The 24,527-nt window shown below is 59.1% G+C and carries 20 protein-coding genes and 3 pseudogenes; 8 read left to right on the forward strand and 15 right to left on the reverse strand.

What is annotated here, in order from left to right:
• Nucleotides 1-193: 193 nt before the first annotated feature.
• Nucleotides 194-373 (forward strand): annotated as a pseudogene (locus tag RFM52_RS24505) (transposase); the annotation flags it as partial.
• Here RFM52_RS24505 and istA read toward each other — a convergent pair.
• Nucleotides 373-1,223: pseudogene (gene istA, locus RFM52_RS24510) on the reverse strand (IS21 family transposase); the annotation flags it as partial. The pseudogenes RFM52_RS24505 and istA sit on opposite strands and share 1 nt — an antisense overlap.
• Nucleotides 1,224-1,866: 643 nt before the next feature.
• Between istA and RFM52_RS24515 the strand changes: the two are divergent.
• Nucleotides 1,867-2,352 carry a hypothetical protein gene (locus tag RFM52_RS24515; RefSeq protein ID WP_320298661.1) on the forward strand — a complete coding sequence of 162 codons (486 nt, stop codon included), beginning with the start codon at nt 1,867-1,869 and terminating at the stop codon, nt 2,350-2,352.
• A 322-nt stretch (nt 2,353-2,674) separates the two neighbouring features.
• On the opposite strand, the pseudogene RFM52_RS24520 reads toward RFM52_RS24515, so the two are convergent.
• Nucleotides 2,675-2,851, reverse strand: a pseudogene (locus RFM52_RS24520) (recombinase family protein); the annotation flags it as partial.
• Between the two features lie 32 nt (nt 2,852-2,883).
• On the opposite strand from RFM52_RS24520, the gene tnpC reads away from it, so the two are divergent.
• The 3 genes from tnpC (at nt 2,884) to RFM52_RS24535 (ending at nt 4,593) form a co-directional block, all read left to right on the forward strand.
• Nucleotides 2,884-3,552 carry an IS66 family transposase gene (tnpC, locus tag RFM52_RS24525; RefSeq protein WP_320298660.1) on the forward strand — a complete coding sequence of 223 codons (669 nt, stop codon included), beginning with the start codon at nt 2,884-2,886 and terminating at the stop codon, nt 3,550-3,552.
• The gene (locus tag RFM52_RS24530; protein WP_320298659.1) at nt 3,549-4,151 is read left to right on the forward strand and encodes a UPF0149 family protein; all 603 of its coding nucleotides are present in this window, start codon (nt 3,549-3,551) and stop codon (nt 4,149-4,151) included. Before tnpC ends, RFM52_RS24530 begins: the two co-directional genes overlap by 4 nt.
• Before the next feature lie 136 nt (nt 4,152-4,287).
• Entirely contained in the window at nt 4,288-4,593 is a 306-nt protein-coding gene (locus tag RFM52_RS24535; RefSeq protein ID WP_320298658.1) for a hypothetical protein, read from the forward strand.
• A gap of 180 nt (nt 4,594-4,773) precedes the next feature.
• Here the strand turns inward: RFM52_RS24535 and RFM52_RS24540 are convergent, their stop codons facing one another.
• The 12 genes from RFM52_RS24540 to RFM52_RS24590 all read right to left on the reverse strand — a co-directional run bounded on the left by RFM52_RS24540 (nt 4,774) and on the right by RFM52_RS24590 (nt 18,026).
• On the reverse strand, nt 4,774-5,982 hold the full coding sequence (locus RFM52_RS24540) for a M20 aminoacylase family protein (protein ID WP_320298657.1): 1,209 nt from the start codon (nt 5,980-5,982) through the stop codon (nt 4,774-4,776).
• Between the two features lie 61 nt (nt 5,983-6,043).
• The gene (locus tag RFM52_RS24545; protein WP_320298656.1) at nt 6,044-6,931 is read right to left on the reverse strand and encodes an ABC transporter permease; all 888 of its coding nucleotides are present in this window, start codon (nt 6,929-6,931) and stop codon (nt 6,044-6,046) included.
• Nucleotides 6,932-6,943: 12 nt separating this feature from the next.
• On the reverse strand, nt 6,944-7,780 hold the full coding sequence (locus RFM52_RS24550) for an ABC transporter permease (protein WP_320298655.1): 837 nt from the start codon (nt 7,778-7,780) through the stop codon (nt 6,944-6,946).
• Between the two features lie 149 nt (nt 7,781-7,929).
• Nucleotides 7,930-9,030 (reverse strand): ABC transporter substrate-binding protein, encoded by a 1,101-nt coding sequence (locus tag RFM52_RS24555; RefSeq protein WP_320298654.1) that lies wholly within the window; start codon nt 9,028-9,030, stop codon nt 7,930-7,932.
• On the reverse strand, nt 8,999-10,126 hold the full coding sequence (locus tag RFM52_RS24560; RefSeq protein WP_320298653.1) for an ABC transporter ATP-binding protein: 1,128 nt from the start codon (nt 10,124-10,126) through the stop codon (nt 8,999-9,001). Before RFM52_RS24560 ends, RFM52_RS24555 begins: the two co-directional genes overlap by 32 nt.
• Nucleotides 10,108-11,511, reverse strand: a complete 1,404-nt coding sequence (locus RFM52_RS24565) for an amidohydrolase family protein (protein ID WP_320298652.1) — start codon at nt 11,509-11,511, stop codon at nt 10,108-10,110. The genes RFM52_RS24560 and RFM52_RS24565 overlap by 19 nt, the downstream gene beginning before the upstream one ends.
• Nucleotides 11,508-13,157, reverse strand: coding sequence for a class I adenylate-forming enzyme family protein (locus RFM52_RS24570; protein WP_320298651.1), 1,650 nt, complete (start codon nt 13,155-13,157; stop codon nt 11,508-11,510). The genes RFM52_RS24565 and RFM52_RS24570 overlap by 4 nt, the downstream gene beginning before the upstream one ends.
• Nucleotides 13,154-13,993 carry a MaoC/PaaZ C-terminal domain-containing protein gene (locus tag RFM52_RS24575; protein WP_320298650.1) on the reverse strand — a complete coding sequence of 280 codons (840 nt, stop codon included), beginning with the start codon at nt 13,991-13,993 and terminating at the stop codon, nt 13,154-13,156. Before RFM52_RS24575 ends, RFM52_RS24570 begins: the two co-directional genes overlap by 4 nt.
• Nucleotides 13,990-14,913, reverse strand: coding sequence for an SDR family NAD(P)-dependent oxidoreductase (locus tag RFM52_RS24580; protein ID WP_320298649.1), 924 nt, complete (start codon nt 14,911-14,913; stop codon nt 13,990-13,992). The genes RFM52_RS24575 and RFM52_RS24580 overlap by 4 nt, the downstream gene beginning before the upstream one ends.
• Complete coding sequence (locus RFM52_RS32865; RefSeq protein WP_430699309.1) at nt 14,910-15,314, reverse strand: Zn-ribbon domain-containing OB-fold protein; 405 nt, start codon at nt 15,312-15,314, stop codon at nt 14,910-14,912. Before RFM52_RS32865 ends, RFM52_RS24580 begins: the two co-directional genes overlap by 4 nt.
• A 13-nt stretch (nt 15,315-15,327) precedes the next feature.
• Nucleotides 15,328-16,479: an acetyl-CoA acetyltransferase gene (locus RFM52_RS24585; protein ID WP_320298648.1), complete on the reverse strand. Its 1,152-nt coding sequence runs from the start codon at nt 16,477-16,479 to the stop codon at nt 15,328-15,330.
• Between the two features lie 515 nt (nt 16,480-16,994).
• Entirely contained in the window at nt 16,995-18,026 is a 1,032-nt protein-coding gene (locus RFM52_RS24590) for a serine hydrolase domain-containing protein (protein ID WP_320298647.1), read from the reverse strand.
• Nucleotides 18,027-18,211: 185 nt separating this feature from the next.
• On the opposite strand from RFM52_RS24590, the gene RFM52_RS24595 reads away from it, so the two are divergent.
• On the forward strand, nt 18,212-19,069 hold the full coding sequence (locus tag RFM52_RS24595; RefSeq protein ID WP_320298646.1) for a MaoC/PaaZ C-terminal domain-containing protein: 858 nt from the start codon (nt 18,212-18,214) through the stop codon (nt 19,067-19,069).
• 117 nt (nt 19,070-19,186) lie between these two features.
• Complete coding sequence (locus RFM52_RS24600) at nt 19,187-20,047, forward strand: IclR family transcriptional regulator (RefSeq protein WP_320298645.1); 861 nt, start codon at nt 19,187-19,189, stop codon at nt 20,045-20,047.
• Nucleotides 20,048-20,701: 654 nt separating this feature from the next.
• On the opposite strand, the gene RFM52_RS24605 is transcribed toward RFM52_RS24600, so the two are convergent.
• Nucleotides 20,702-21,871: a Xaa-Pro peptidase family protein gene (locus RFM52_RS24605; protein WP_320298644.1), complete on the reverse strand. Its 1,170-nt coding sequence runs from the start codon at nt 21,869-21,871 to the stop codon at nt 20,702-20,704.
• 1,128 nt (nt 21,872-22,999) lie between these two features.
• Here RFM52_RS24605 and RFM52_RS24610 point away from each other — a divergent pair.
• Entirely contained in the window at nt 23,000-24,040 is a 1,041-nt protein-coding gene (locus tag RFM52_RS24610; protein ID WP_320298643.1) for a GlxA family transcriptional regulator, read from the forward strand.
• The last annotated feature ends 487 nt before the right edge of the window (nt 24,041-24,527 follow it).

The following is a 24,527-nucleotide window of genomic DNA, read 5'->3' on the forward strand; positions in this document are numbered from 1 at the left end:
GCAAAATACTTCATGGCTGCTCCTTCCCGATGTTTGTGGCGCTCCAAGGCGACCACGTTCTAACATCCCGACAGGAGCAGCCGCCCGCATCTGGGCTCGGGCGAGACCCCAATCACCCCATCTGTTGAAAAAGGCACTCGCCACCGGACCGCAGCGGTGATTCACTGGTTCCGAAGGGATTCGGAGATGACGAGTGCGCGGCGGCGACGATCGAACTGGCGAACTGTTCAGCTACGTGGACCTTGAAGCGCGGGTGCGGCGCAATCATCCGTTGCGGGCGATCCGGACGATCGTGAGCGAGGCGCTGTCGGCGCTGGAGCGGGACTTCGCGGCGCTGTACTCGCCGATCGGACGGCCCTCGATCCCACTGGAGATGCGTTGCGTGGTGCCGTGCAGGCGCGCATTGGCGACGGTGTCGAGCCTATCTTGCAATTGCTCGTTCAGGTCGTCGAGATTGCGGAAGGAGCGGGCCAGGAAGAAGTTCTCGCGGATATAGCGGAATGGTCGCTCGACTTTGCCCTTGGTTTTGGCGCGATAGGGCCGGCAGGCTCTGGGCTGGAAGCCAAAGTGCCTGGCCAGCGCCAGCAGCGAGCGATTGTAGACGATGTGGCCTTCGTTATCTTCGCCGGTAACCGCCGTCTTCATCCTGTCGTAGAGGATCTTGATCGGCACTCCTCCAATGGCCTCGAATGCCTGCATATGACAACGCAGCAGCGTCTGCAGGTCCTGGTGCATGACGTAGCGGGCGAAGATGTAACGCGAGTGGCCAAGCACGAGCGAGAACAGCCAGACGATGCGCATCACGCCCGGCGCGTCGGTGAACTCGGTGACGAAGCGCGCGAAGTCGACCTGTGCTTGATATCCGGCCGGCGTCTCGAACCGCACCTCGAAGGGACGTACCTGCTCCTGCGGTCGGATCGCGGCCACGAAGCGCTTCACGGCGGTGTAGGCGCCGTCATAGCCGCGCTCACGAAATCGCGCGTCAGGCGCACGGCACTCAGATCGGGAAAGGCCGAGACCCGTTCGCGCAGATAGTCGACAAAGGGCGCGATCTTGTTTGGCCGTCCCGCCTGTCGCGGGCCATAGGCGGGGAGTTCGAGCCCGCGCTCGATGTATTTGCGGACCGTCTTGGGATCGCGGCCCGTTCGCCGGGCGATCGCGGTCACGGACAGGCCCTGGCGGTGTAGATCCAATATCATCAGCAGTTCTCCAAGTTGGACCACCAGCGCCGCTCCCGTCCCGCAAAGATCGGAACGGACTATCGACACCGGGGCGAAAGCCGCCAGTTCCGGGACGCGTCCCGGAACTGGCGGCAGCAGCGCCAACTAGGGAATTTTCGATGCCCACAATCAGGGAATATTCATCGCCCGATGACAGACGCCGAGGGGCCGATCCAGCTCCTGCAGGACACGACCGAGTTTACGTATCAGCGGAATAACCGAGGCGATATCGGCATCACCAAGGTCATCAACAGCGGCAAGGACAAGGCGGGCCGACCGCGCCTACACACCGTGTGCGGATTGCCGATGCATTCGAGCTTGGCGGTAACGACGCAAGGTCTTCCCCTCGGGCTGACTGCGGTGAAGTTCTGGACCCGCGATAAGTTTAAGGGCACGGCCACGCTCAAGCGCAAGATCAACCCGACCCGGGTGCCGATCGAGACAAAGGAAAGCTATCGCTGGCTGGAAAACCTTCGCCAATCCGACGCCTTGATCGGCGAGCCCGGGCGCTGTGTCCATATCGGCGATCGAGAGAGTGACATTTACGAGCTCTTCTGCCTCGCCTCGGAGCTCGGGACGAGCTTGCTGGTGCGCGTCCAGAACCGATCGCCTCGCTGGAGCCGGCGACCACACAGTCGCGGCGGTGATGGCCAACGAGCCGCCCTGCGCTGCTCATGTGGTCGAGATTCGCAACGACAAAGGCGACGCCGTCACCGTGGCATTGGACGTCAAGTTCCGAGCAATCCACGTCCTGCGCCCAATCGGAAAGCAAAAGCGATATCCGCCGCTCACGCTGACCTACATTCATGCCCGCGAACGCGACCAACCGACGGATCGCGATCGAGTGGAATGGCGGCTGGTCACAAACCTGCCGGTTCACTCCGCTGAGCAGGCGATCGAACAGCTCTCCTGGTACGCCCTGCGCTGGAAGATCGAAGTCTTCCACAAGATCATGAAGGCGGGATGCCGCGCCGAAGAGGTCAAGCTCCGCACAGCGGAACTGTTGGTAAATCGTAAGCGATGCACCAAGGCACCTTGCAATAGGCCGGTGAACATGGAGCTTTCGCGCCATGACATTGGAACATGCAGAGGGCGATGTGGTCGCCGAGATCAGCGGCGCCGCGGCGGCTGAAGATGGTGCAACGATGCCCTCCTGCGAACCCGAGTTGCGGTCGTCGGCGACGTAAACCCAGAGCGCGCCCTTGTGCGTCGTGCCGGTGCTGGGCGCCAGGATCGAAACCGCGCAACAGATGGTCCCATGGCTTCAGCCTGCTCAGCGCTCAGGAACTGGCCGGCCGCCTAGATATTCCTGTGAACTGGATTTACGTGCAGATCAGGCAGAAGCGCCTTCTAATCGATCGGCAATCGAACGGAGCCTACCTCTTCCAAGACACCTCCTCGGTCCTTGATGCCGTCAAAAGCCTGCGGAACCACACCATCAATCACCTCGACCTACGGATCGTGTGCAGTTCGAGCTCCGATATTGTTCCCTTTAGCCCCAGAAGCAGCCGACCATTGGCGCTACCCGGATCATAGACCCCGTCACGATCGGCGATAAGGCAGTCGCGCAAGCCGCAGATGTCCAGGAGCGGGTACCAGTCGGAGCAGTTGCGCGCGAGACGCGTGGTATCGCGCCACCATGGGTCGCGCCGGCGAGAGCGTAATGACCGAGCTCGCCAGATTTGCCGGCACGCTGCAGGCCGACGGATTCAGCGGCTACAATCAGCTCTACAGAGGCGGCGCCATTCGAGAAGCCGCCTGCCTGGCCCATCTGCGTCGCAAGATATTCGACGTTCACGACAGCCAGCCGACCGAGCTCAGCACGACGGCGATGGCCGGTATCCAGGCGATCTACCGGATCGAGGAAGAGATACGCGGGCTTCCGCCCGCCGAGCGATTGGCAGCCCGACGAAGGCGGACCCGTCCCCTGGTCCGGGCGCTGCGACGACAGCTCATGCGCCAGGCCAACGGTTTGTCGCGCCATGCCGATATCGCCAAGGCCTTCGCCTATGGCACCAAGCGATGGCGCGCGTTCAACCGCTTCTTCTACGATGGCCAGCTCGAGCCAGACAACCTGATCGCGGAGCGCGCCATTCGTGGATTTGCCGTCGGGCGGCGCAATTGGCTTTTCTCGGGCAGCTTCGCCGCGGCCGAGCGGTCAGCGGTCGTGCTCAGCATCATAGAAACCTGCAAGCTCTGCGGCGTCGATGCCGAAGCCTACATGGCCGATGTCATCGAGCGGATCCAGAATGACTGGGCCTCGCGCTGGGACGAGCTGATGCCCTGGAACTGGGTGCGCCGCCAAGAGATGCCGCTCCCCTTGGCGGCATGAGCGCGCTCGATGACATGGCGCTGCCGGACGAGGCGCTCGAGGCCTGGATGGCCGCCAAGACCAACCCCCGCCCGCTGGTGCGGACCATGACGGCGCTGGATGGCTTCGTAACGGCAGCGATCACTGGGCCGAGGTTCGCCGACCCGCAAGACTGGATGTGCCCGGTCATGGGGTTGCCGCGGGACGTCCTGGCCAAAAGCTCTGCAACCGATCACGCCGTGTTTGCCAGCCTCGCCAGGATCCACAACCGGATCAACGAGACGCTGTTCGACAGACCGCAGGATTATGCGCCCCGCTTCACCACCAAGCCCAGCGGCGGCATCGACCCGCGGCCATGGTGCCAGGGGTTCTACGCGGCCATCAATCTCAACATCAAACGCTGGAAACGGCTCCTCGACCTCAACAACCCCAACCAAGGTCTGCTGCTGCCCATCCTGATCTACTGCGTCGACAAAAAGGGGCGGTCCGTCCTCGGCAAACCCAGGCCGGGGCCTGAGACCGCGCACTTCATCGAGCACGAGGCATACAAAGACATCGCCCTCGTCGTCCCCGCTCTTCGCGAACTCCACTATGTCACCCGTTATGATAACCCGCAGTAATCGCCGCCGGCGCGCCGACTAACGAGCGACCTAATCAACCACCAAGACGATTCGGGAAAGGTGCCTTGGCGCATCGCTTACGGTAAATCTGCTGGCCGTGTTCTGCATTCTTAGCTGGCGCGTCTTCTGGATCACCATGAGCAGCCGCGCGCCCGAAGCGCCGCCCGAATTGGCCCTCACGTCACTCGAGGTCAAAATCCTCGACCGGCTCATACCCGACACGCGGTCAAATCAGGGATCGCCGCGAGGCTTAGCGTTCTACACCAACAAAATCGCCAGGCTCGGCGGCTATCTCAACCGCACGCGCGACCCGCCGCCCGGCAACATCGTCATGTGGCGAGGGCTGACGCGCCTGACCGATATCGGGCTCGGCTTGAGCTTGGCCCCGAACTTGTGGGTAATTGAAAGCCTCGCCGGAGGCGTCCCGTTATTTCACCGCTGAACCCATCGCCGAATCTCCTTCGGATCACGGTCCACCTGCGACACAAAATCACGAAAGAGTCAGCGCCCGAGACCGTTGGTATTACACGGCCAGCGCCCGCACCAAGGTGACCTCGACTCACGATTCAGCTCTGGCCGTTTCCTGTTTCGATTTCTGTGCAACCGTCAGGTTCCGGCCTGTCTAGCCCCGTTCTCTGGTCAACAGCTCGACCCAAAGAGCAATTCCGTGGGGCAGGGCCTCGTCATTGAAATCATATTTGGGATTGTGGAGGGGAGCAGTCATGCCATTGCCCATGAAGATGAAAGCGCCGGGCCGGGCCCTCAGCATGTAGGAGAAATCTTCCGCCCCCATAATTGGCGCCGTGTTGCGCCGCACTGCAGCTTCTCCAGCGACGCGCGCGGCGGCATTCCCCAGAATGACAGCCTGGCGGGGATAATTGACGGTCGGCGGGTAACCACGGCGATAATCGAACTCGGCCTCTGCGCCAAACGCCTTGGCGACGGAGCTGGTCAGGGCGCCGGCGAGGCTTTCGACTTTGTCGCGGCTGGTGTCTGACAAAGAGCGGGCAGTGCCCTTCATCACGACCTCGGACGGGATGACGTTATAGGCATCGCCAGCATGGATCGATGTGATGGAGAGCACGACCGGGTCAATGGGATCGACGCTCCTTGAGACGATTGTCTGGAGTGCGCTGACCACGTGGTTGGCGACTGAGATTGGATCGATGGTTTCGTGCGGCTGGGCCGCATGTCCTCCCTTGCCGATGATCTTGATATCGAAACGATCGGATGCGGCGAGCATGACATCGTCGGAAAGGGAGAACGTACCGACCTCCATGCCCGGCATGTTATGAAGAGCATAGACCTCCTCAACACCGAAACGCTCGAAGAGACCGTCCTCGACCATCACCTTGGCTCCCGCACCACCCTCCTCCGCAGGCTGGAAGATCGCAACCAAGGTTCCGGGAAAGGCGCGTGTCCCGGCAAGGTGCTTCACAGCGCCAAGCAACATCGCCATGTGCCCGTCATGGCCACAAGCGTGCATCCGTCCCACCGTAGCTGAAGCATAGGGCAGACCGGTCACCTCAAGAATGGGTAAAGCGTCCATGTCGGCGCGAATGCCTATCGTCCGACTCGACGGCGCAATTCCTCCACGGACCACTGCAACGACCCCGCTTCGACCGACGCAGGTTACGACCTGATCGCACCCGAAACTGCGAAGCAGCTCAGCGACGCTTCCTGCCGTGCGCTCGACATCGAACAAGAGCTCGGGGTTGCGGTGAAAATCACGGCGCCATTCGATGGCTTGCCTGCCAAGCGTCTCGGATATCTTGAAAACTTCCGAGCTGGTAGTGTTCGTGTGTTGAATTGAAGAGAAATTCCGCGGCATCAGGGAGCCTCGTTGTCGTATTGTGGAGTTCTGTTCTTGCGGCTTGGCCTGCGTAGCCTCCTCAGAAGCGGCGCAAGAGCAGGCCAGACCGACGGGTCAACAGGGCAACGCAGCCAAGAGAAATCACGGTCAATAATATCAGCAGCGTCGCAACCGCAGTAATCGTTGGGTCGATCTGCAATTCAAGCTTGTTGAACATCAGCTTCGGAATAGTAAAATTCGACCCGAACAGGAACACAGACAATATAACCTCATCAAAACTAACGATGAACACCAAGATTCCGACGGCTGCAATTGACGGCATCACGTTTGGTATAACAACCCTTGAAAATACGATCCGACCGCTTGCTCCAAGTGTCCGGGCGGCGTCCTCAATGCGGCTGTCCAGAGACGAGATGGCAACAGACGTAAGAATAACGACGTACGGAACGCTTTGCAGAGTGTGCGCGATGATGACTGCGGCCAAAGAGCCGAGCAACCCCGTTCGGGCAAAGGCTATGTAGAGGGCAATTGCAAGAATGATCGATGGCAGGACGAGAGGAGCCATGAAGTTGGCCTCTACCGCCCATCGAGCGATAAAGCGACCTCGCACCAGCGCGTAAGCCCCCACTGTGCCCATTCCGAGAGCCAGAACCGAGGATATGCTCGCAATGATGAGCGAATTTCGCAATGCGATCATCCAAGCTGGATCGCTGAAGAACACCGCATACCAGCGCAGGGAAAACCCCGGAGGCGGAAACGTCAGGGACTCCGCGGAGGAAAAAGACATCGGAAGGACGATTAAAATCGGCAGAATCAAGAAGAGGAGTGTCGCAACAGCAAGCAAGACCACAAGCCCGCGCTCAACCACAGAAAATAATCTCAGCGATGGTCCTTTCGATCGGGCCCCCTCACCGCGCCAAAGACTTGTGCTGCTCGAACCAGTGGTATCTCGCGCGTTGCTATTCATCACTGTCCTCCGTCAGTTTCTGCCGCCGGTCCGCAATCTGTAGTTGATGCTGTACAAAAGCAGGATCGTTACCATGAGTATGGCCGATAATGCTGCTGCTGTTTCCCAGCGTGGAAGCGTATTGATGAGGACGTCCAGCATGTTGGCGATCATCATCACGTTGCCACCGCCAAGGACCGCCGGGGTGATGTAGAAGCCGAGCGACAGGATAAAGACGAGGGTTGCGCTCGCTGTTACCGCAGACCCGCTCATCGGAACAAACAGGCGCCAAAAGATCGCGCGTTTGGAAGCTCCCAGCGAGGCTGCCGCCTGGAAACATCTTTCATCGAACCGGCTGAATGCCGCATAAAGCGGGAGCACAAAAAATGGCAAAAGGACGTTGACCATGCCGATCAAGACCCCGTGTTCGTTATAGAGAAATTGGACCGGCTGATGGACCAATCCGGTAGCAAGAAGCGCCCGATTGAGGAGCCCGTCGTTTCCGAGAATGACAATCCAGGAATAGGTTCGGATCAAGACGCTGATCCAAAAGGGGAGCAGTACAAGCACGAGACAGGCGGCGCGCCCACCTGACGACAGCCCTCGCATCCAGTAGGCAAGCGGATAACCTAAGAAGATGCATGCAAGCGTGGTCATGCTCGCGATTCGCAGGGTGTTGGCTATGACGCGAAGGTAAACCGGCGTCTCAACAAGATAGACGTAGTGCCGAGTGGTCGGCGTCGGATTTGAGAAACTCCACTCTAACATTGTCAAGACTGGTACATCGAATGCGAGCACCATGAAAAGCAGGAGCGGCGCCAGCATAACGGCAAAGCGCAACTCTCCAGTTCGTATGCGGGCGAGCCACATGCTGCTGACTCTCCTTTGATATCCTAGGAATGGAGCACTGCGAGACGACTGTTCGGAAATTACAACCGAACCCAACATGAGCAGAGCTTGGGTTCGGTCCTGTCTTTTTCTGCCGTCACGTCGCCGAATGTTGAGCGATAACCGTTTAGCTAACGCCCGAGCTTCCACTCCTGCCAACGCTGCGCTACAGCATCGCCGTTCTCGAACCACCATTTGCCGTTCGACAGCAGCTGCCGATCTTTGTTGTTGGGCGAAGTTGGCATTTTGTCCTTGAGCTGTTCAGGCAGATACTGGGCCATCTGTGGGCTATTGCCTGGGTAGAAGACCCGTTCTGCTTGCAATGCCTGCTTCTCAGGTACGGTCCAGTCGTGCAGGGCTAGCATTGCCGCCTCCACCTCCGGGGCGGGTGCTCCCTTCGGAACCACCCACCACGCAATGTCGAGCAAAGCTTGGTTATAATTGAACTCCAGCTCAGGCCTGGGCATGATTCGGCCATTCCAAGCCATGCAGTAAGCAACTTCGTTGTCTGCAAGTAGCGTCGCCGCTTGTTGACCCGACGTCCACCAGACGGAAACATTAGGCGCAATCCGCTCGAGGGAACGGAAGGCACGATCAACATCCAGCGGATAGATCTTGTCCAACGGAACGCCGTCAGCCATCAATGCTGCTGGAAGCACAGATTCAGGTTCATCTCGCAGGCAGCGCTTTCCGGGGAACTTTTCCACGTTCCAGAAATCTGGCCAAGACTCAATTGGCTGAGTTCCCTTCTTCCAAGCCATGCCAGTCGAGAAGTAGCTCTGCCCAAAGGCGTAATCCTGCCGCGTTTCCGGGAATATTGGCAGCGGATTGATCAACTTCCAGTTGAGCTTCTCTAACAGACCAAGAGAGACTGCCTGCTCCAACGTCTGGCTATTCATGTCCCATAGCGAGGCCGTGACGTTCCCAGCTTCAACCATGGCACGAAGTTTTCCGAAGCTGGTCGGCGAAACGTATTCGATCTGGATGCCGGTGCGCTCGGTGAATGGCTTGAAGAATGCCTCGACCGAAGCGTCGTGGCTTGCGCCGCCGGAATCTCCGACGACAAATTTCTTCGCAGGCTCACTCACAGCCATCGTTGGGTGAACCACTGTTGCGACGGAAAGGCATGAGATTGCCAAGGCTGCTGCTGTGAAAAGACGGGCCATTGTCATTGAGCTCTCCTCCGGGGTGACGTGATTGTTACTTTTCACCATCCTGGAGAAGCCACCCATCTTCAGGTCTCCAGGTAATACATACGCGATCCCCCGGCGAGAATTTCGGGACCACGTGCTGACACGATGCGACTAGGTTAGTGCTGATGGACGGTCCCTGCATGGTGTAACGGACGATCTCACCCTGGTAGACTACGTCCGCAACCTCGCAATTGATGCCGAACCGGCCGGTTCGGACGTCGGTCGCTGGTTCGAGGTTGATGCGCTCCGGCCGAACAAGCATGGTTGCGCGGCTTCCGGGTAATCTACTGCCAGCAGGGAGGGGCAACTTTATTCCGCCGTCGAGGGTGAGAACCGCTTCGTCCCCCTCTCGCTCTACATCACCGTCCAGCAAGTTAGCGACGCCGAGAAAGCCCGCCACGAAGCGATTAGCAGGCTGCCTGTAAAGCTCTGCCGGCGTGCCTATCTGCTGGAAGACGCCTTGTGCGAGTACAGCAATGCGGTCGCTCGTCGACATTGCCTCGTCCTGGTCATGGGTAACCAGAATGGTCGTCACGCCCAACTTGCGCTGCAAGCGGCGTAGTTCCATCCGGACCTCTTCACGAAGCTTCCGGTCGAGCGCGGCCAGAGGTTCATCCAGCAGCAGAAGCCTCGGCCCGAATACCACCGCGCGGGCGATGGCGACCCGCTGCTGCTGACCGCCCGAAAGCTGTGAAGGCTTCCTATTCTCCAGGCCATTCAGGCGCACGAGGTCAATCGCCCATTCGACGCGCGCCTTGATGTCACACTTGTTGATGCCGCGTACGGCCAAAGGGAAAGCGATGTTGCCAGCCACCGTCATGTTCGGGAACAATGCGTAGGACTGGAAAACCAGACCTATGTCGCGTTGGGCCGGGGGGACGAGTGTGACGTCACGTGATCCGATCATGATGCGGCCGCCTGTCGGTTGGACAAGTCCGGCAATCAGTCCCAATAAAGTGGACTTGCCGGAGCCGCTGGGGCCGAGAATGGAAAGGAACTCACCCTGTGCCACCGTGAGATCGATACCCGCGACGGCAGATACCCCGCCGTAATCTTTGCGCAGCCCCGAGACCTCGATGGCAGGTGGACCGCTATCCACCGGCCTGGCGTCGCTGATCAATTGATTACTGGCCATGAGAGCCTCGGAATGTAGCCTGCCCTTTTGAGGACACGTCCCGCCATCTCGCGGGCCGCTGCTAGCACGGCCTCTTGATCCAGTTGCGTCGACTGACCACCGAGGAGCACCAGCTTTCCATTGACAAATACCGTCGACGCGAACGTGCTATGGCCGGTCAATAACAGTTCTTGGACAGGATTGATGCTCGGCAGGGTTTCGGGTTCGCGATTGCTTCTGATCACGATATCTGCCCTCTTGCCGACCTCAATGGAGCCTATCATCTCAGACAGACCCAGTGCCCTGGCGGCGTGTGCGGTCCGCATCTCCAAGAGCCGCGTTGAGGGGATGTAGCGCTTGTCCTGTCTGGCAACCAGGTAACCAATGTGTTCCAAGCCACCAAAGGTCCACACTTTTGCTACGTCGACTCCGAAAACGACGTTGCATCCTTGGTCAATAAGCTCTGGAATACGGGGCTTCTTGTCGGAACTGATGCCGTAGTACATGGCATTCCCGGGATGCCATACCAAGGACATACGAGAATCAAGAATAGCCGAAATCTCGTCATCTCGGATCACGTTCATGTGGACGAACAGGGAATTTGGGCCGAGTAATCCGCACCGAGCAAAGTGAACCATGCTGCTGCCGCCACCGAAGCGAGCGTCATCGCGCTCTGCCTGCTCCACTGTGAAGTTGTGGTGCATCGTGAACGTCACCCCAGCAGCATCAGCGCACTCCTTGGCAGCGCGCATCAGTTGTTCCGACTGGGAGCCCTCCCCGTAAATCGCCACGTGTCCGCGAACGAGCCCGTCCGGATCCTTATTGCGCGCCAATTGCCGACCGAGAACCTTGAACGCGCGCTCGGCGTCGTTTGGAATGCGCGCCGTGTTTGACGGGCGAGAATTGCCGGCATCGCTAACATCCCAGAGATAGGGATCTGCTAGCCCCGCTCTAACTCCTACCGATTCAACCGCTGCGGCTGCGGCATCCGGCTCGTAGACGGTACCCGGCTCGAGAAAGAACGTATAGCCGCGCCTGAGCATCTCGAGGCTTACGACTTGGGTCTGGATATACTCGTCTTCGTCCTCGAGCTGATTCGTCCACTCAAAAAACGGTAGCGGCGCTGTGGTTTTGGGGTCGTCCGGGGCAATTCCCCGGATGAGGTGAATGTTCGCGTGATAATGGCAGTCGATAAAACCGGGATGGATCACGGCCCCTTTAGCGTCAAACAGCCGGCGAGGTCGGAAACGGGTAGACAGCTCTGCATCACGACCGACGGCGATGATCGTTTTGTCATTAATCGCAACCGCACCGCAGCTGTAGACGGTGCGCTCGGCGTCCATTGTAAGGAGGTAGCCGTTGCGGATTAGGATGTCACAGGATTCTGAACCCGGTTTGCCCGTCATGATTTGCTGCTCCCGTCGACAATTGATTTCGGCAATTCGCGATCCCAACAGTCAGCCCGAAGATCGGGCTTCTCCTCCTTGAGTTGCCGCTTGTCGACGCGTTCCGAGGGGGTACGTGGAAAGTTCTGCCGGTATTCGATGAAGCGTGGAACCTTGAAAGGCGCTAGATTACTGCTGCAGAAGGCGGCGATTCGCTCAGGCGGCAATTCGGAGGGGTTGATATCATCGACGAGTAGGATGTAGGCCTTGACCTCCTCGCCGCGGATTTCATCAGGCACCGGAACGACCGCCGCATCCTTTATCTCAGGCATCTGGCGGAGAACTGTTTCGACCTCTGCCGCGGAGATATTCTCGCCCGATCGCCTTACAACGTCTTTCTTGCGGCCTTTGAAATAGACGAATGAGCGCTCATCGCGCATGACCAAATCGCCCGAGTGGAACCAGCCATCGCGAAGCGCCTCCTGGGTGGCAGCAGACAAGCGAAAGTAGCCACTGAACAATCCGGGACCGCGAATTAGCGCTTCGCCGATTTGTCCCGGCAGCAAATCCCTGCCCCCATCGTCGACGATCCGCAAGTCGACCTCTGGCGCCGGTATGCCAATTGATCCCGACCCGATCATTTCGTCATGCATGTGCCAGGGCATACGGCAAATCGTGCCGGCCTCGGTGGAACCGTAATTGTCCAGCCAGGGAAACCCGAACCGTCCCACCAGCGTGGCGTGAAGATCCGCGGGAACGGCAGCGCAGATCGCATGGTCCACACGATGCGTCCGTTCAAGAGGATGCGGCGGCGATTTGGCAAGCAGCACTGGCATCGACGCGATGGCATGAACGCGCGTAACGTCAAAGCGATGAACGATGTCCCAGTATTTCGAAACGCTGAACCGGCGAGCAACCACCAATGAGCCGCCTGATTGAAGCATCATGAGAAGGAACAATGCTGGATCGGCATAGAAGAATGGTCCGGTGGAAAATGCACGGTCGCGACCACCTGGTACCATACGTATGTCGGTATCGATCGATCGCAGCCAGCGTTCGTGACTGAAGATGCACCCCTTGGGCACGCCGGTCGTGCCCGATGTATAGAAGATCGCGATCATGTCATCGCGCTTGCATTGGGCGGCGCGCAAATCGAATGGTGCGGAGCCGCGCTCCGGTGTCGGGAGCGCACGTGGCTCCTGCCCGTCCAACGTGACCACTAAGCAGGGGTTTGGAAGACTTTTGGCCAGGCGAGCGAGTAAATCGCCATTTCCGGGTTCGGTGATCAAGACAGTTGGCTCGCTGTCGCGGAGGATATACCCTGCGTCGTGCTCGCGCGCCGTAGGATTGATCGATACGAGTATGCCCCGGTTGGCCATGGCGGCGAACAATGCAACGAGATATTCGGTGCGGTTGCCGATCGCGATCGCGACACGGTCGCCCGGCTTGATGAGGGGGCGCAGATAGGCAGCGAAGCTAGAGGTTAGCTCCATGAATTCGGCGCGGCCTACAGTCATCCCGTCCTCGAACACAAGCAGCGGGCGGTCACCGTTGCGATCACACCCCGTGCAAAGCAGTTCGATCAGTGTCTTGGCAGAGCAGCCGCTCCACGGCGCTCCGGCATTCAAGTGCGACACAGCTGCGCCGAGCTTTACGGCCTTGATCATGCTGCAACCTCCGCCCATCCATTGCTAACGATCCTGGTGCCCGCGCGGTCGACCGCCTCGAACACATAATTCTTGGCCTGAAGAGTTGAGGCAGCAGGGCCTAGCCTCACGGAAATCGTCTGACCCGGCTCCATCAAGAGCAAACCGGAGAAGCGCATAGCTAGCCTGCGCAGCCGCCGCGAGTCCCCTCCGCAGCACAGGTCGACCAGTGCGCGGGAAACGAAGGCCATCGTGCAAATGCCGTGAACGATCGGACCCGGCAGACCGAGCGCCTTCGCCGCGTCCGCATCGAATGTATACGGACTCCGGTCGCCCGAAGCCTCTGCAAACCGCAACGTTTGGTCAGGATCAAGCGGATAGACCAGCGTCGTGGCGAATCGATGCTCGGCACCGACACCGCCATGGGCCGGCGGTGTCCGACCCCAATCCTGGGCCGCGAACGCACCTTTTGCCAGACTGTATTGGAAATGCTCCGCGATCAGGTCCTCCCGTTGATCCTTCATGATCGCGTGAGTCACAACCACTGTGCCGATCGAGCGGCGCTGAACGCCGACAACCCGCGCCTCCGTGAGCACTGTTATATCCGGCTCGATTGCGCGGTGAAGGATGAGGTCATGTTCGCCGTGGAATGCGAAGCCGGCGAAGACGGCGCGCCTGGCCCTGCCGATCACATCAAGCGCCGGCACGACCGCGAACACCGGCGGCGCAAGCATCCCTTCGACGTGAGATGGAACCGTGTCATTGGTTGACCGCGCAAAGGCGACGATTTGCTGCTTATCGACACCGAAACTGCCGATTGCCGCCTGGCCGCCAACCTGATCGAAAGCCCACGTCACGAACAGAGCCCTCCCTGATGCGCATGGAGGTCAGCTATCAATTCCTTCCCCGACGGATGGGTAATGAGCCGGGGCGGAACCTCCCGGTCCAGATCCTCGAAGGCCCATTGTCCCGAAGGATTCATCAGATCGCTGACAACCTGCGGCAGGGACAGGATAAGCAATCGGCTGCCATAGACTTGAAACAGTTGCCCATTCGCCGGACATTCCTTTGCGGCAAGCCATGCGACGACCGACGACACATTGCTCGGATCCAGCGGGTCGAAGCCGTTCTCAACGGGCGCCGTCTGAATCGATCCGATCATACGGGTGCGCGCGGATGGCGAGACGGCGTTCGAGCGCACGCCATAGCGACTGGCCTCGATCTCGATCACCCGAGAGAGTGCGACGATACCGAGCTTTGCTGCAGCATAATTGGCTTGGCCAAAATTTCCCCGATATCCGGAGACGGAGGACGTGTGGACGATGGAGGCGTTGATCTGGTGGCCAGCCTTAGCACGATCTCGCCAGTAGGTCACCGCATGCTTGGACGTCGCCGCGTGTCCCTTCAAGTGAACGGCGATCACGGAGTCCCAGTCCCTCTCTTCCATATTGACAAAGGCACGGTCCCGAAGAATGCCTGCATTGTTTACCAGAACGTGCAGATCTCCAAAGGTTTCAATGGCGAACCTGACCATATCCGCCGCCGCGTCCCAGTCAGAGACGTCATGGCGGCTCACCACCGCCTCGCCGCCTCCAGCGCGTATTTCTGCTACAACTTCGTCAGCGGGCGAAAGTCCAGTTTGCGAGCCGTCGAGGCCCACTCCGAGATCATTGACGACCACCTTGGCGCCAAGGCTCGCCAGCATCAGCGCATGCGAACGCCCGAGACCCGAGCCGGCGCCGGTGACAATGGCCACCCTATCTTTCAGACGCGTCATGAAGCAAAACTCCGGGAGTATGGTTCAAAGACCGGCAATCGAGGCTCACCCCCGCGTTCCAGCCACGCCACTCTGACCCTGTCTCCGATTGAAGGCTCCCCATTGACCAGTCTGGTCATCAGGCGTGGCCCCTCGTCGAGCTCAACGATTGCCACCGAATACGGGGGGGGCAACTCGGGCAAGACCTGCCGCCATACCTTGGTCTTGCTGAAGACCACACCAAGGCCCGAAGCTTTTACCCACTCGAGGGTGTCAGAGTGGCAAACCACGCAGAATGGGCGTGGATAGAGACTGTTCTCATCGCAATTGCGACACCTCTGTAAGACCAGCTCGCAACCCGATGCCGCCCGCCAGAACGGGGCAGAGAGAGGGTCCGAATATTCTACTATGACATCCGTCATGGCGATGCCCCTTTCAGTTTGAGCCAAGGACGAGGGTGGCCGCGGAACCAAAGCATGCTCCACCGATACCGTGAACCACAGCAAGCTCGGGTTCTGTCACTTGGCGCAGTCCCGCTTCGCCGCGCAGCTGCCGTACCGCCTCGACAATCAGCAGCAGGCCAAGCATCCCGGGGTGGTTGTACGAAAGTCCCCCACCCATTGGGTTCACCGGCAGCATACCGCCGGGGCCAATCCGTTCAGGACTTGCGAACGCTCCTCCTTCCCCCTTTCTACAAAAACCAAGATCCTCCAGTTGCATGATCACCGCGATGGTGAAGTTGTCGTATAGGAGGACCAAGTCCATGTCGTCGGGCGCGACACCGGCCATTCCATACGCGCGTCGGGCCGACTCGACGCCCGGCGTGATTGTCGGGTCGGGTATCTGACTGACCATCCAATGGGTGACCTTTTCACCCATTCCCAGCACTCGTACGGCAGACTTGCGCGCATCGCGCGCCCGTGCGGCAGTCGTTACGACGACCGCACCGCCGCCATCTGTGACCAGACAGCAGTCGAGCGCGTGCAAAGGCTCCGCCACGTAGGGTGAGTCCATAACCTGGCCCCTCGTCAGGGGCGTGCGAGCCCATGCCTTCGGGTTCGTGGCGGCCCAGGCCCGAGCGGCAACGGCAACGCCAGCCATCTGCTCTGCCGTAGTGCCATACTGGTGCATGTGCCGCGCGGCAATCAATGCGTAATTGCCGATGGGGCGTGGCAGTCCGTACGGGGCTTCGAATTGCCCGCTGAGCGAGCGATCTCGTCCGACGTTGCCGCTGCGCGAGCGCAGGCTGCGCTGCCTGGACGCATATGCAATCAGCGCCACTTCACAGCGTCCGGCTCGGACCGCGGCGAAGGCGTGGTGCACATAGGCCTCGAACGAACCGCCGCCGATATCCGTGCTATCGACGTAGCTCGGCTCAATACCAAGATACTCGGCGACTTCCGCGACCGGCTGCCTTCCAGACACGCTAACGAACAGGCCATCGACATCACGCAGGGTCATTCCCGCCTCGTCGAGCGCTTCGCGGCATGCCAAAGCAATCATCGAGAGCTCGGTCTGATCTGCGACTTTGCCGAGGGGAGCTTCAGCAACGCCGGCGATGAACACCCCCCCTGCACTGCTTGTCATAATGCCCTCCCCCACGGTCGTTCCCTGCTGCAGTTGATGGAGAGAGCCTACAACGGTGCTTAGCCGCCTGTCCAGTAGATTTCCGGTATGTGAAAATTAAAATGTCGAGATGCGGGAAAATCGCCACCAGAAGTGACAAAATTGTGCAGAGTTATCGTTGACGCCAAGCAGCATTGTGGAGCCCTTGTGATTGAGGGCCGTACGCTGCCGCCCACCCGATGGATTCCGAACAAACGAAATAGGCTACGAGCGGCTGGCGAGCCTCTGGTCCCGTGAAGTGACCCCAGGCACCTAGGCTAAAAAACTATTCCGCGGTTCAGCGTTCGCTCAGCGCAGCTCGGATCGCAAGCAGAGCAACTCGATCGTCAATCCAACGTTGATTGACGGTGTCGTCGTCGGGAAAGGCGGACAGCTTAACTGCCGCAAACTCAGCGCAGGGATCGACATACAGGGTCTGTCCGCCATGGCCGCGCGCCCAAATGGTGCGACGGCGGGTGTCCTCAATCCACCACTGGTTATGGTAGGCACCGTTTAGGCAGCAATTTGCGCATTTCTTCTGGGAGCTCGACTCTACCGTTCCGAGTTGCTTCTATCCAACCGGAGGGAATGATCTGTCGGCCACCCCAAGCACCCCCCTCAACCAGCAGTTGGGCAAACCGCCCCAAGTCGCGGAGCGTTGCGCACAAGCCGCCGCTAGCAACCGCGAAACCGGCGTCGTCCACAACGATATAGGCGTCCTCTTCGGCCCCCATAGGCCCCCAAAGCTCATAGCTCATCAGGTCGGCCAATGACATACCGGATTCCCGCTGCAAAACGAAGCCCAGTACGCAGGATTCGATCGAGCGATAATTAAACAGGGCACCGTGTGACCGCTCTGCTTCATCAAGCGAGAGGATCAGCTCCCAATATGTTCGCGGCCACCCCGGCACAGGCTGGCGGTACCAGCCAGCGTATAGGCCCTTCTGCATGTGTGAGCCTTCGTTCAGCGATTCGTCGAAAATCACACCGCTTGACATGTCGAGAAGCTGCTGCACCGTTGCTCCCCGATACGCTGTCGACGCGAGTTCCGGCAGATAGTGCGTGACTGGCTTGCGGACATCCAGCAGCCCTTTGTTCATCAGCATTCCGGTGAGCGTCCCGGTGAACGACTTTGTCGCCGACATCACGAGATGCTGGTTTTGCGGGCCCAGGCAATCAATGTAATACTCAAGGACGATCCGGCCTCGATGCAACACCAAGAGCCCGTCTGTAAAATTCCGCTCAAGAAAGTCGGCCACCGAGCGCTTGCCATCGGGGAAACTGACCACAAGCTCCCCCAGCGACTGAAGCGACTCGGGCAGTGGCCGCACGGGCCCAGAACCGCGCCATATAGGGGCAGTTGTCGTCATTTCGCGCACGTGCTGGAAGGTCCAACGGTTCCAAGGCGACATGTCCCAGCCCACTCGCGGGATGAGCGGCGCACCTGGGTTATGTGGATCTCGGGGTTGCATGCCGGTCATGTCCTCACGTTGAGCGTCGCCTGCAGCTGCCACAATGGCATCCTCCACCGGTCCCCCTCAGCTGTGGTAGTCAAGGGGTAAGGCTATAGCGGCGGTTAGCCGCCTGTCTAGCAGATTTCCACTATACGGTAAAAGGCTTTCGATATACGGGAAACGTGTTATGAAGCTGAGGCGAGGCGTTCCGGTGCCACGGCCGAAATAGCGGCCTGAGGACAGACAGGGAGTCACTACACGTGAAGAGCGACATTGTACGCTGCTGGGAATTCGGAGACATTAGGCATGAATACGAGAGCCGCGACGCGATTCTGTATGCCCTCGGCATCGGCTTAGGAGGACACCCGCTCGATGCGAATGAGCTGCGTTTCGTGACCGAGAGCAGGCTGGAACATCCACTGCCGACATTCGCCACGGTGCTGGCCAGGCCACCGCTGGATGAGCTGTTCGAGGCTGGCGAAATTGATCGCGTCAAGGTAGTGCAAGGCGAACAGCGTTGCGTATTCGATCGGCCGCTACCCCTTGCCGGCGAAGTTGTCGGTCGCGCCACAGTTACAGGTGTATGGGACAAGGGCGCTGGACGAGGCGCCTTGATCAGATGGGATCAAGAGCTGTTCGACGCCCACTCGGGAGAGCGCTATTGCCTGTCACGCAGCATAACTTTCGCAAGGGGCGACGGAGGCTGCGGCGGGGATACAAAGCCACCTCCAGCGCCCCATGCCGTGCCGAGCGGGCCAGCGGAAGCATTCTATGACCATGCCACCGTTCCCCAAGCCGCCCTGATTTACCGGCAGTTGGGCGATCACAATCCTCTGCACAGCGATCCTGAGGTGGCACTTAAAGCGGGCTTCGGTCGGCCGATTTTGCACGGGCTCTGTACCTATGGTATTGCGGGATGGGCTGTAATCCGCACATTCCTGAACAGCCGGGTGGAAAATCTCATGGAGCTTGACTGCCGCTTCTCGAAGCCTGCTTTTCCCGGAGAGACTCTGCGGACCGAAATGTGGCGGCATGCAAACGTTATAGCGTTCCGGGTGCGCGCGCTGGAGCGGGACGTTATTACTATCGACAATGGCCGCGCGCTCATTCAAAACTAAAAATCGGCGTTTGCACGTCGTGTAGTGAATGGGCTTCGCTTCAATAGTGAGAAAAGTGTTTAGTTGTGTTTTCCGCATGTGATAATATTGGGAGTCAGCCCTATCGGAGAAGCGAAGATGAGAACCGTAACCAGTGAAATGAATGGCGAGCCCCGTGCGCTGGCGCGGACGACCTCAACACCCAAGACAGGCCGCAATTCAGATCGGGCCGCGGAAGGATCAAAGAGCCTGCGGCGGGCGCTTCTCTTGTTGCGTACTGTTGCCGCGCATGACGACAGGGGCATGCGGCTGACGGAGCTTGCAAGCTCGACCCACATGCACACAACGACGACGCACAGGCTGCTTTCGGCACTCCAAGACGAGCGGATGATTTCGTTCGATCCCAACACGAAGCTCTATAAGCTTGGCCTTGAGATGCTGCTCTTCGCCGAGTCGGCCCATCGCATGACGATCAAAGATCAGTTGCATCAGGTTCTCGTGGCGTTAGCGCAGGACTGTGGGGAGGACGTTCATTCGATCGTTCCGGCAGGCGACGATCATGTGCTAATAGACAAGGTCGAAGGCACAGAACTGGGGCGCATTACAAGCCCTGCGATCGGGTGCCGTCGGCCGATTGGCGTTGGCGCCGGTTCCATCGCCCTTTTGACCGCTATTTCAGATGCGGAGGCACGCAGCCTCTACGAGCGTAATTTGCCTCACTTGGCCAACATCCGGTGGACGACGCCTGATCGCATCTGGCGCGATATTGTTGCCGCCCGTCGCCGGGGCTTCTCGGTGGTAAAGGGCCAATTGTTGAAGGACGCGACCGCAATCAGCGTGGCAGCACTTAACAACGTCGGGGAGCCGGTGGCAAGTGTTACTGTATTTGGACCCAACTCCCGGCTGGGACGTTCAAAATACGATTTGATCGCCGATCGGATCCGGCAGCAAATCGTAGCGACGGGCAAATTCCACACTCCTCTATGCTCACCCTCCTGACTCGCCCATCTCTTGGCTGCGATAAGCGCGTGGTTGAGCGCTGACCTTGATAGCGCGCGAGTTCTTGGCCGTTGTCTAGCATTGCTGAAAAAGGTCGGGAGATCACACATTCACAGAAGTGTCGCCGGGACGGGGAGTCCATGTACCGGGCCTAGCTATCAATCGGGCGCGGCAGGGAACCGTCGGTAGGCGAGAACAAGTCCGATCCGCGCGCGACGGATGAAGGATTATATCGGTTCCGATGAGATGCTGGCGGCGGTCAGCAAGTACGGATAAGATAAGCTCATATTGCCAGCCAGCGACAAAACGGCTGATCTCTGCAGGGTTGAAACAAATCCGCGAAACGACGCTTTGCGCCTGGCCCTGCGAGGACGATTGAGGGAGCATCCGCGGCCACGGTGCCCTAAGCTCCTGGCGCCGAAAGATTTGGTGCCGTGCTCGGACCCTGTGAGAAAACAATGCTACACGGGCGGTCGCCATGGCAAGGAGAAAAAGCCCCCTGTGGCAGCGGAAATGCAGATTACGCCCATTAGCCCTTCGTTCACCGGCACATTATTGTATTCATATTGTTTCCATTACAGTGAAGACTGGCCCCTGCCGACGCGAAGGATACGGCAGGTGCGCCGCAAAACGCTCGCAGTCCGGTGACGATGCTCAGCCCAACGTGAAGAGTTGCCGCGGCGCCTTTGTGAGAACCTCGACGCCGGATTCGGTGACGCGAATGCTTTCGCTAAGCACGTAGCCGAAATCTTCCTGGACCCAGGAACCGAGATGCAGGTGGAAGGTCATGTTCGGCTCGAGGACCGTTGTATCACCCAGCTTAAGGCTGGTCGTCTTTTCCATCCAGTTGATACCGATGGAGTATCCGGCCCGAGATTGCTTCTTGAACCCGTGCTTCTCGGTCGTGCTGTGAATAATCTTGGCAACTTCGCCGCTGACGGCGCCCGCATGGATTATATTCAGCCCCGCCTCGAGGCCGGCAAGCTGCGCTTCATGGATGCGCAGCAGGCGGTCGGACGGTGTGCCGAGGGAATAGGTCCTGCAGATCGGAACGTGGTAATCATGGCGTACGCCGGCGATCTCGAGATTGACCTGGGAACCCTCCCGCAGGGTATCTTCGCTCCAAGTGGTGTGCGGGTTCCCTATGCGCGATGTGGCGCACAGGAAGGGAGTTGCGATCCAAGTTCCAGGTTTGCCGTTCGCTCCGCGGGCGAGCGTTCCCACAATTTCGGCGATGGCGTCTGCCTCCCGCATGCCGGAGCGCATGACTTCCGCGGCTCTAAGCACACCGGCGTCGGAAATCGCGGCGGCCTCACGCATGACAGCGATCTCGAGATCGGACTTGATCGCGCGTATGCGGGTGACGACGTTCGAGAAATCCTCGATGCGTGACTGCGGCAGGCGGCTTTTGAACTTTTGCACCGAATCGACCGTCAGATTGCATAGCTCAAGCCCAATGCCGCTCTGCCCCAGTCCCTGCTCCAATAAAAAGTCAATGACCGCGTCGTAACCGTTCTTTTCCGGATCGCCCATCAACTCTTCCGAGTAGCCCACGACGCTGTCGCGTTCCATGAAGGTCTCCTGCACGGCCGCAGCAACGTCCATCCAGCGTAGGATAAAGACCGGCTCTTCCCGCGAAGCAAGGACGACGACCGCGCGCGTGTCATAAGAGTGAGCGACGGATCCCGTCAGGTATGTAACATGTGCGTTGTCCGTGATGACAAGCGCGGCGATGTCACGCTCAGCCATCCTCGCGTTTGCCGCAGTGAGCCTGCGTAGATATTCCGAGCGCGGGAAAACCTGCGGACCTTTAACCACTGGCATAACAAGACTCCCTAGGATTTTCTCTCAAGTCGGTCCGGCCGGGGCTCCCTGCCTACAGCCGCTTGCCAGGTTACCGCAATATTGATGCCGACTCCTGGCGTTCTTGTGGGTTGCAGCTACAGAATTCTGAGCAGGCAGGCGCTAAGTCAACAGTTCAGGCGCGAGATTGCCTCATGCGAGCGGTCTGGCGGCTCCCGCTCTTCCTTGGCGAACGCCGTCTCCAGGTCCGCTCGCTGGCGCAACCAGGGGGCATCCTATCTCATTCACGATAGATGCCATCCACAGATTGCATTTGACACGATCACCCGCCCCTCGGACCGTTGGGCCATTTCGTATGCCAAGTGGGGGCAGTTCTGGAGCAAGAGATGTACAACGTTGACGTGTTCCGTGAACTGCTGGTCGAGGCAACGGAATGGCGCCGTTAGCTGCATTAAAGGGTCCACGATACCGCGTTGCGTGACCGTTTGGTATTGCCCAGATCGAGACCGGCATAGGAGCGTCAAGCGCCAGCCGTCCGAAACGCAGAATGTCTGCTTCCTTCGCCGCAAATCGACGAAATGCACTCTCGTCCCAATAGTATTGGAGAAGCTGGGAAACCTTCGGCGATGTAGATCACGCGGCGGACGCGGGCTAGTTGGATTCACCTAGCGTCGCACCCGAAGCCCTTTTCCCCGTACGCGCAGAGAACGCGAGGAGATCGAAACATATCGCCAACGGAACAGAACCGGCTGACTCCCCCGAGCGGGCGCGTCGCGTTCACCACCACATGCGCTCGCAGGAACTGAATGATCTTCAGAGAACACAATGCAAATCAAAGTCCTTCAGAATACATCATCATTGGACGGCATTATCGGCCTTTGGATCATGGATCAGCTGACGCACCTGAGCCAACGAGACATCGCACTTAAGCTTGGGCCAACTCGGGCTGGACTCTGTTGATCAGGCATGGATGAACAGGGCATCGATGGTCAATACGACGATAAAAGCGCACCGCCCAGAGAAGTTTCGCCTATTACACGAGACTCATTACTGTTCCGCAGGGTCGCAGGACCGCATGCAACCGCGGACTTCGAACTTTGTGTCTCGCCGATGGAGGCCGTTCGCCAGCGCGAATGCAAGAGATGTCAAATGAACACTCTGTTTCCACCAATCATTCCTCCGAGTTCAGGAGAGTGGCACAGCACAGGAGGCGCCTTTACTTCGCGCCACGATTTGGCTGCTTATCGCATGGTCGTCCTGCTCGTTCCCGGATTTTCGCAGTTGACTTTGTCGTCCTTCGTTGACCCGCTGAGGGTCGCGAACTCGGTCTCGTGTCGCCCTTTCTTCGAATGGATCGTGGCGAGTTCGGACGGCCGGCCGGTTGTATGCGCCAGCGGAATATCTGTGTGTCCTAACAAGTCGTTTGCCGAAGTCGCGTCAGACCTGCAGCGAAGCGACAGGCCGAGCGCCATAGTGGTGTGCGCCGGTGCAAACGTCGAAAGCCACCCACTGGCATCGCTGATGAATATCATACACCTATGCCGCGGGCACAGAATTCCCATTGCAGCGCTGGGAACGGCCACTTGGCTGCTCGCCAAGAGTGGCATTCTGAACGGCACTTCCTGCACGATTCATTGGGAAAAGCTGCCAGCACTGTGCGAAACTTTTGACCGCCTTCATGTCACCGACTCGTTATTCGTATCGGATGGAGACATTGTGACCTGCGCTGGTGAGCTTGCGTCTTTCGATTTGGCCTTGGAGCTGATTCACCACAATCTTGGCAAGGAAAGCGCAGCGGCCGTTTTCGAGCACACAGGCGCGAGCCAATGGCGCTCCGGGTGCGAAAAACAATCCTCCATCGGCGCTAAATATGCTGGTCTGAGCAAGCGAGTGGCTGAGGTCGTCCGACTGATGGAGCAGCACGTCGAAGACCCGCTTTCCATGCGCGACATCGCGAAATGCGTCGGACTTTCGCCGCGTCAGATTGAGCGGCTATTCGTGCAGTATGTATCCTGTCCACCGATGCGGTACTATCGGCGCGTGAGGCTCGAATGGGCCAAGCGCCTGATCGAGCAAACGAACATGCCTTTTCTGGAAATTGCAGTCGCATGCGGTTTCATCTCATCGTCCCACTTCTCTAAGAGCTTCCGCGAACTTTTCGGCAAGGCCCCGAGCGCTTGTCGTGCTTGAAAGATCTGGTCCGACCCTTACTACGAGCCATGCACAATGGTCTCTGCCCTCTCGGAATGCCGACAAACTTGGGTGAAAGGTCACCCCGGCGCCGCGACCCCCTTGTTCGTTCGCCATCCTCTCGGAGGCTCAAACGTCAGCGGTACTTCTCTAGGGCGGAACTGCCTTGAAGGTCGCCGGATTGAATCGAGCGATGCGATTTGCCAGTTCTGGTCGGTCCCGCAAGGATCAAAGATCCTCGCCCTGGCCGCCCTCTAGTTCTTCGAGGCGCATCCCGTTATATGACCGGCGATTCGTCTTTGGCGCGCGCCTGCTCAACATTTCCACGGACGATCTGGCCCAGGCCATCGGCTCAGTCTGGGTCCATGAAACAGAACCCGATTGCGCCGCCGAGGCGTGGCGATTTCGCCCCAGAACGGGATTGATCGTTCGTCGCCCGTTGCGGCGTGAAGGAGTATGTGCCGGCCCTTCTCAAACATCTTTGGCG

Origin of the sequence: Mesorhizobium humile, assembly GCF_033977215.1 — a bacterium.
Taxonomy (GTDB): Bacteria; Pseudomonadota; Alphaproteobacteria; order Rhizobiales; family Rhizobiaceae; genus Mesorhizobium; species Mesorhizobium humile.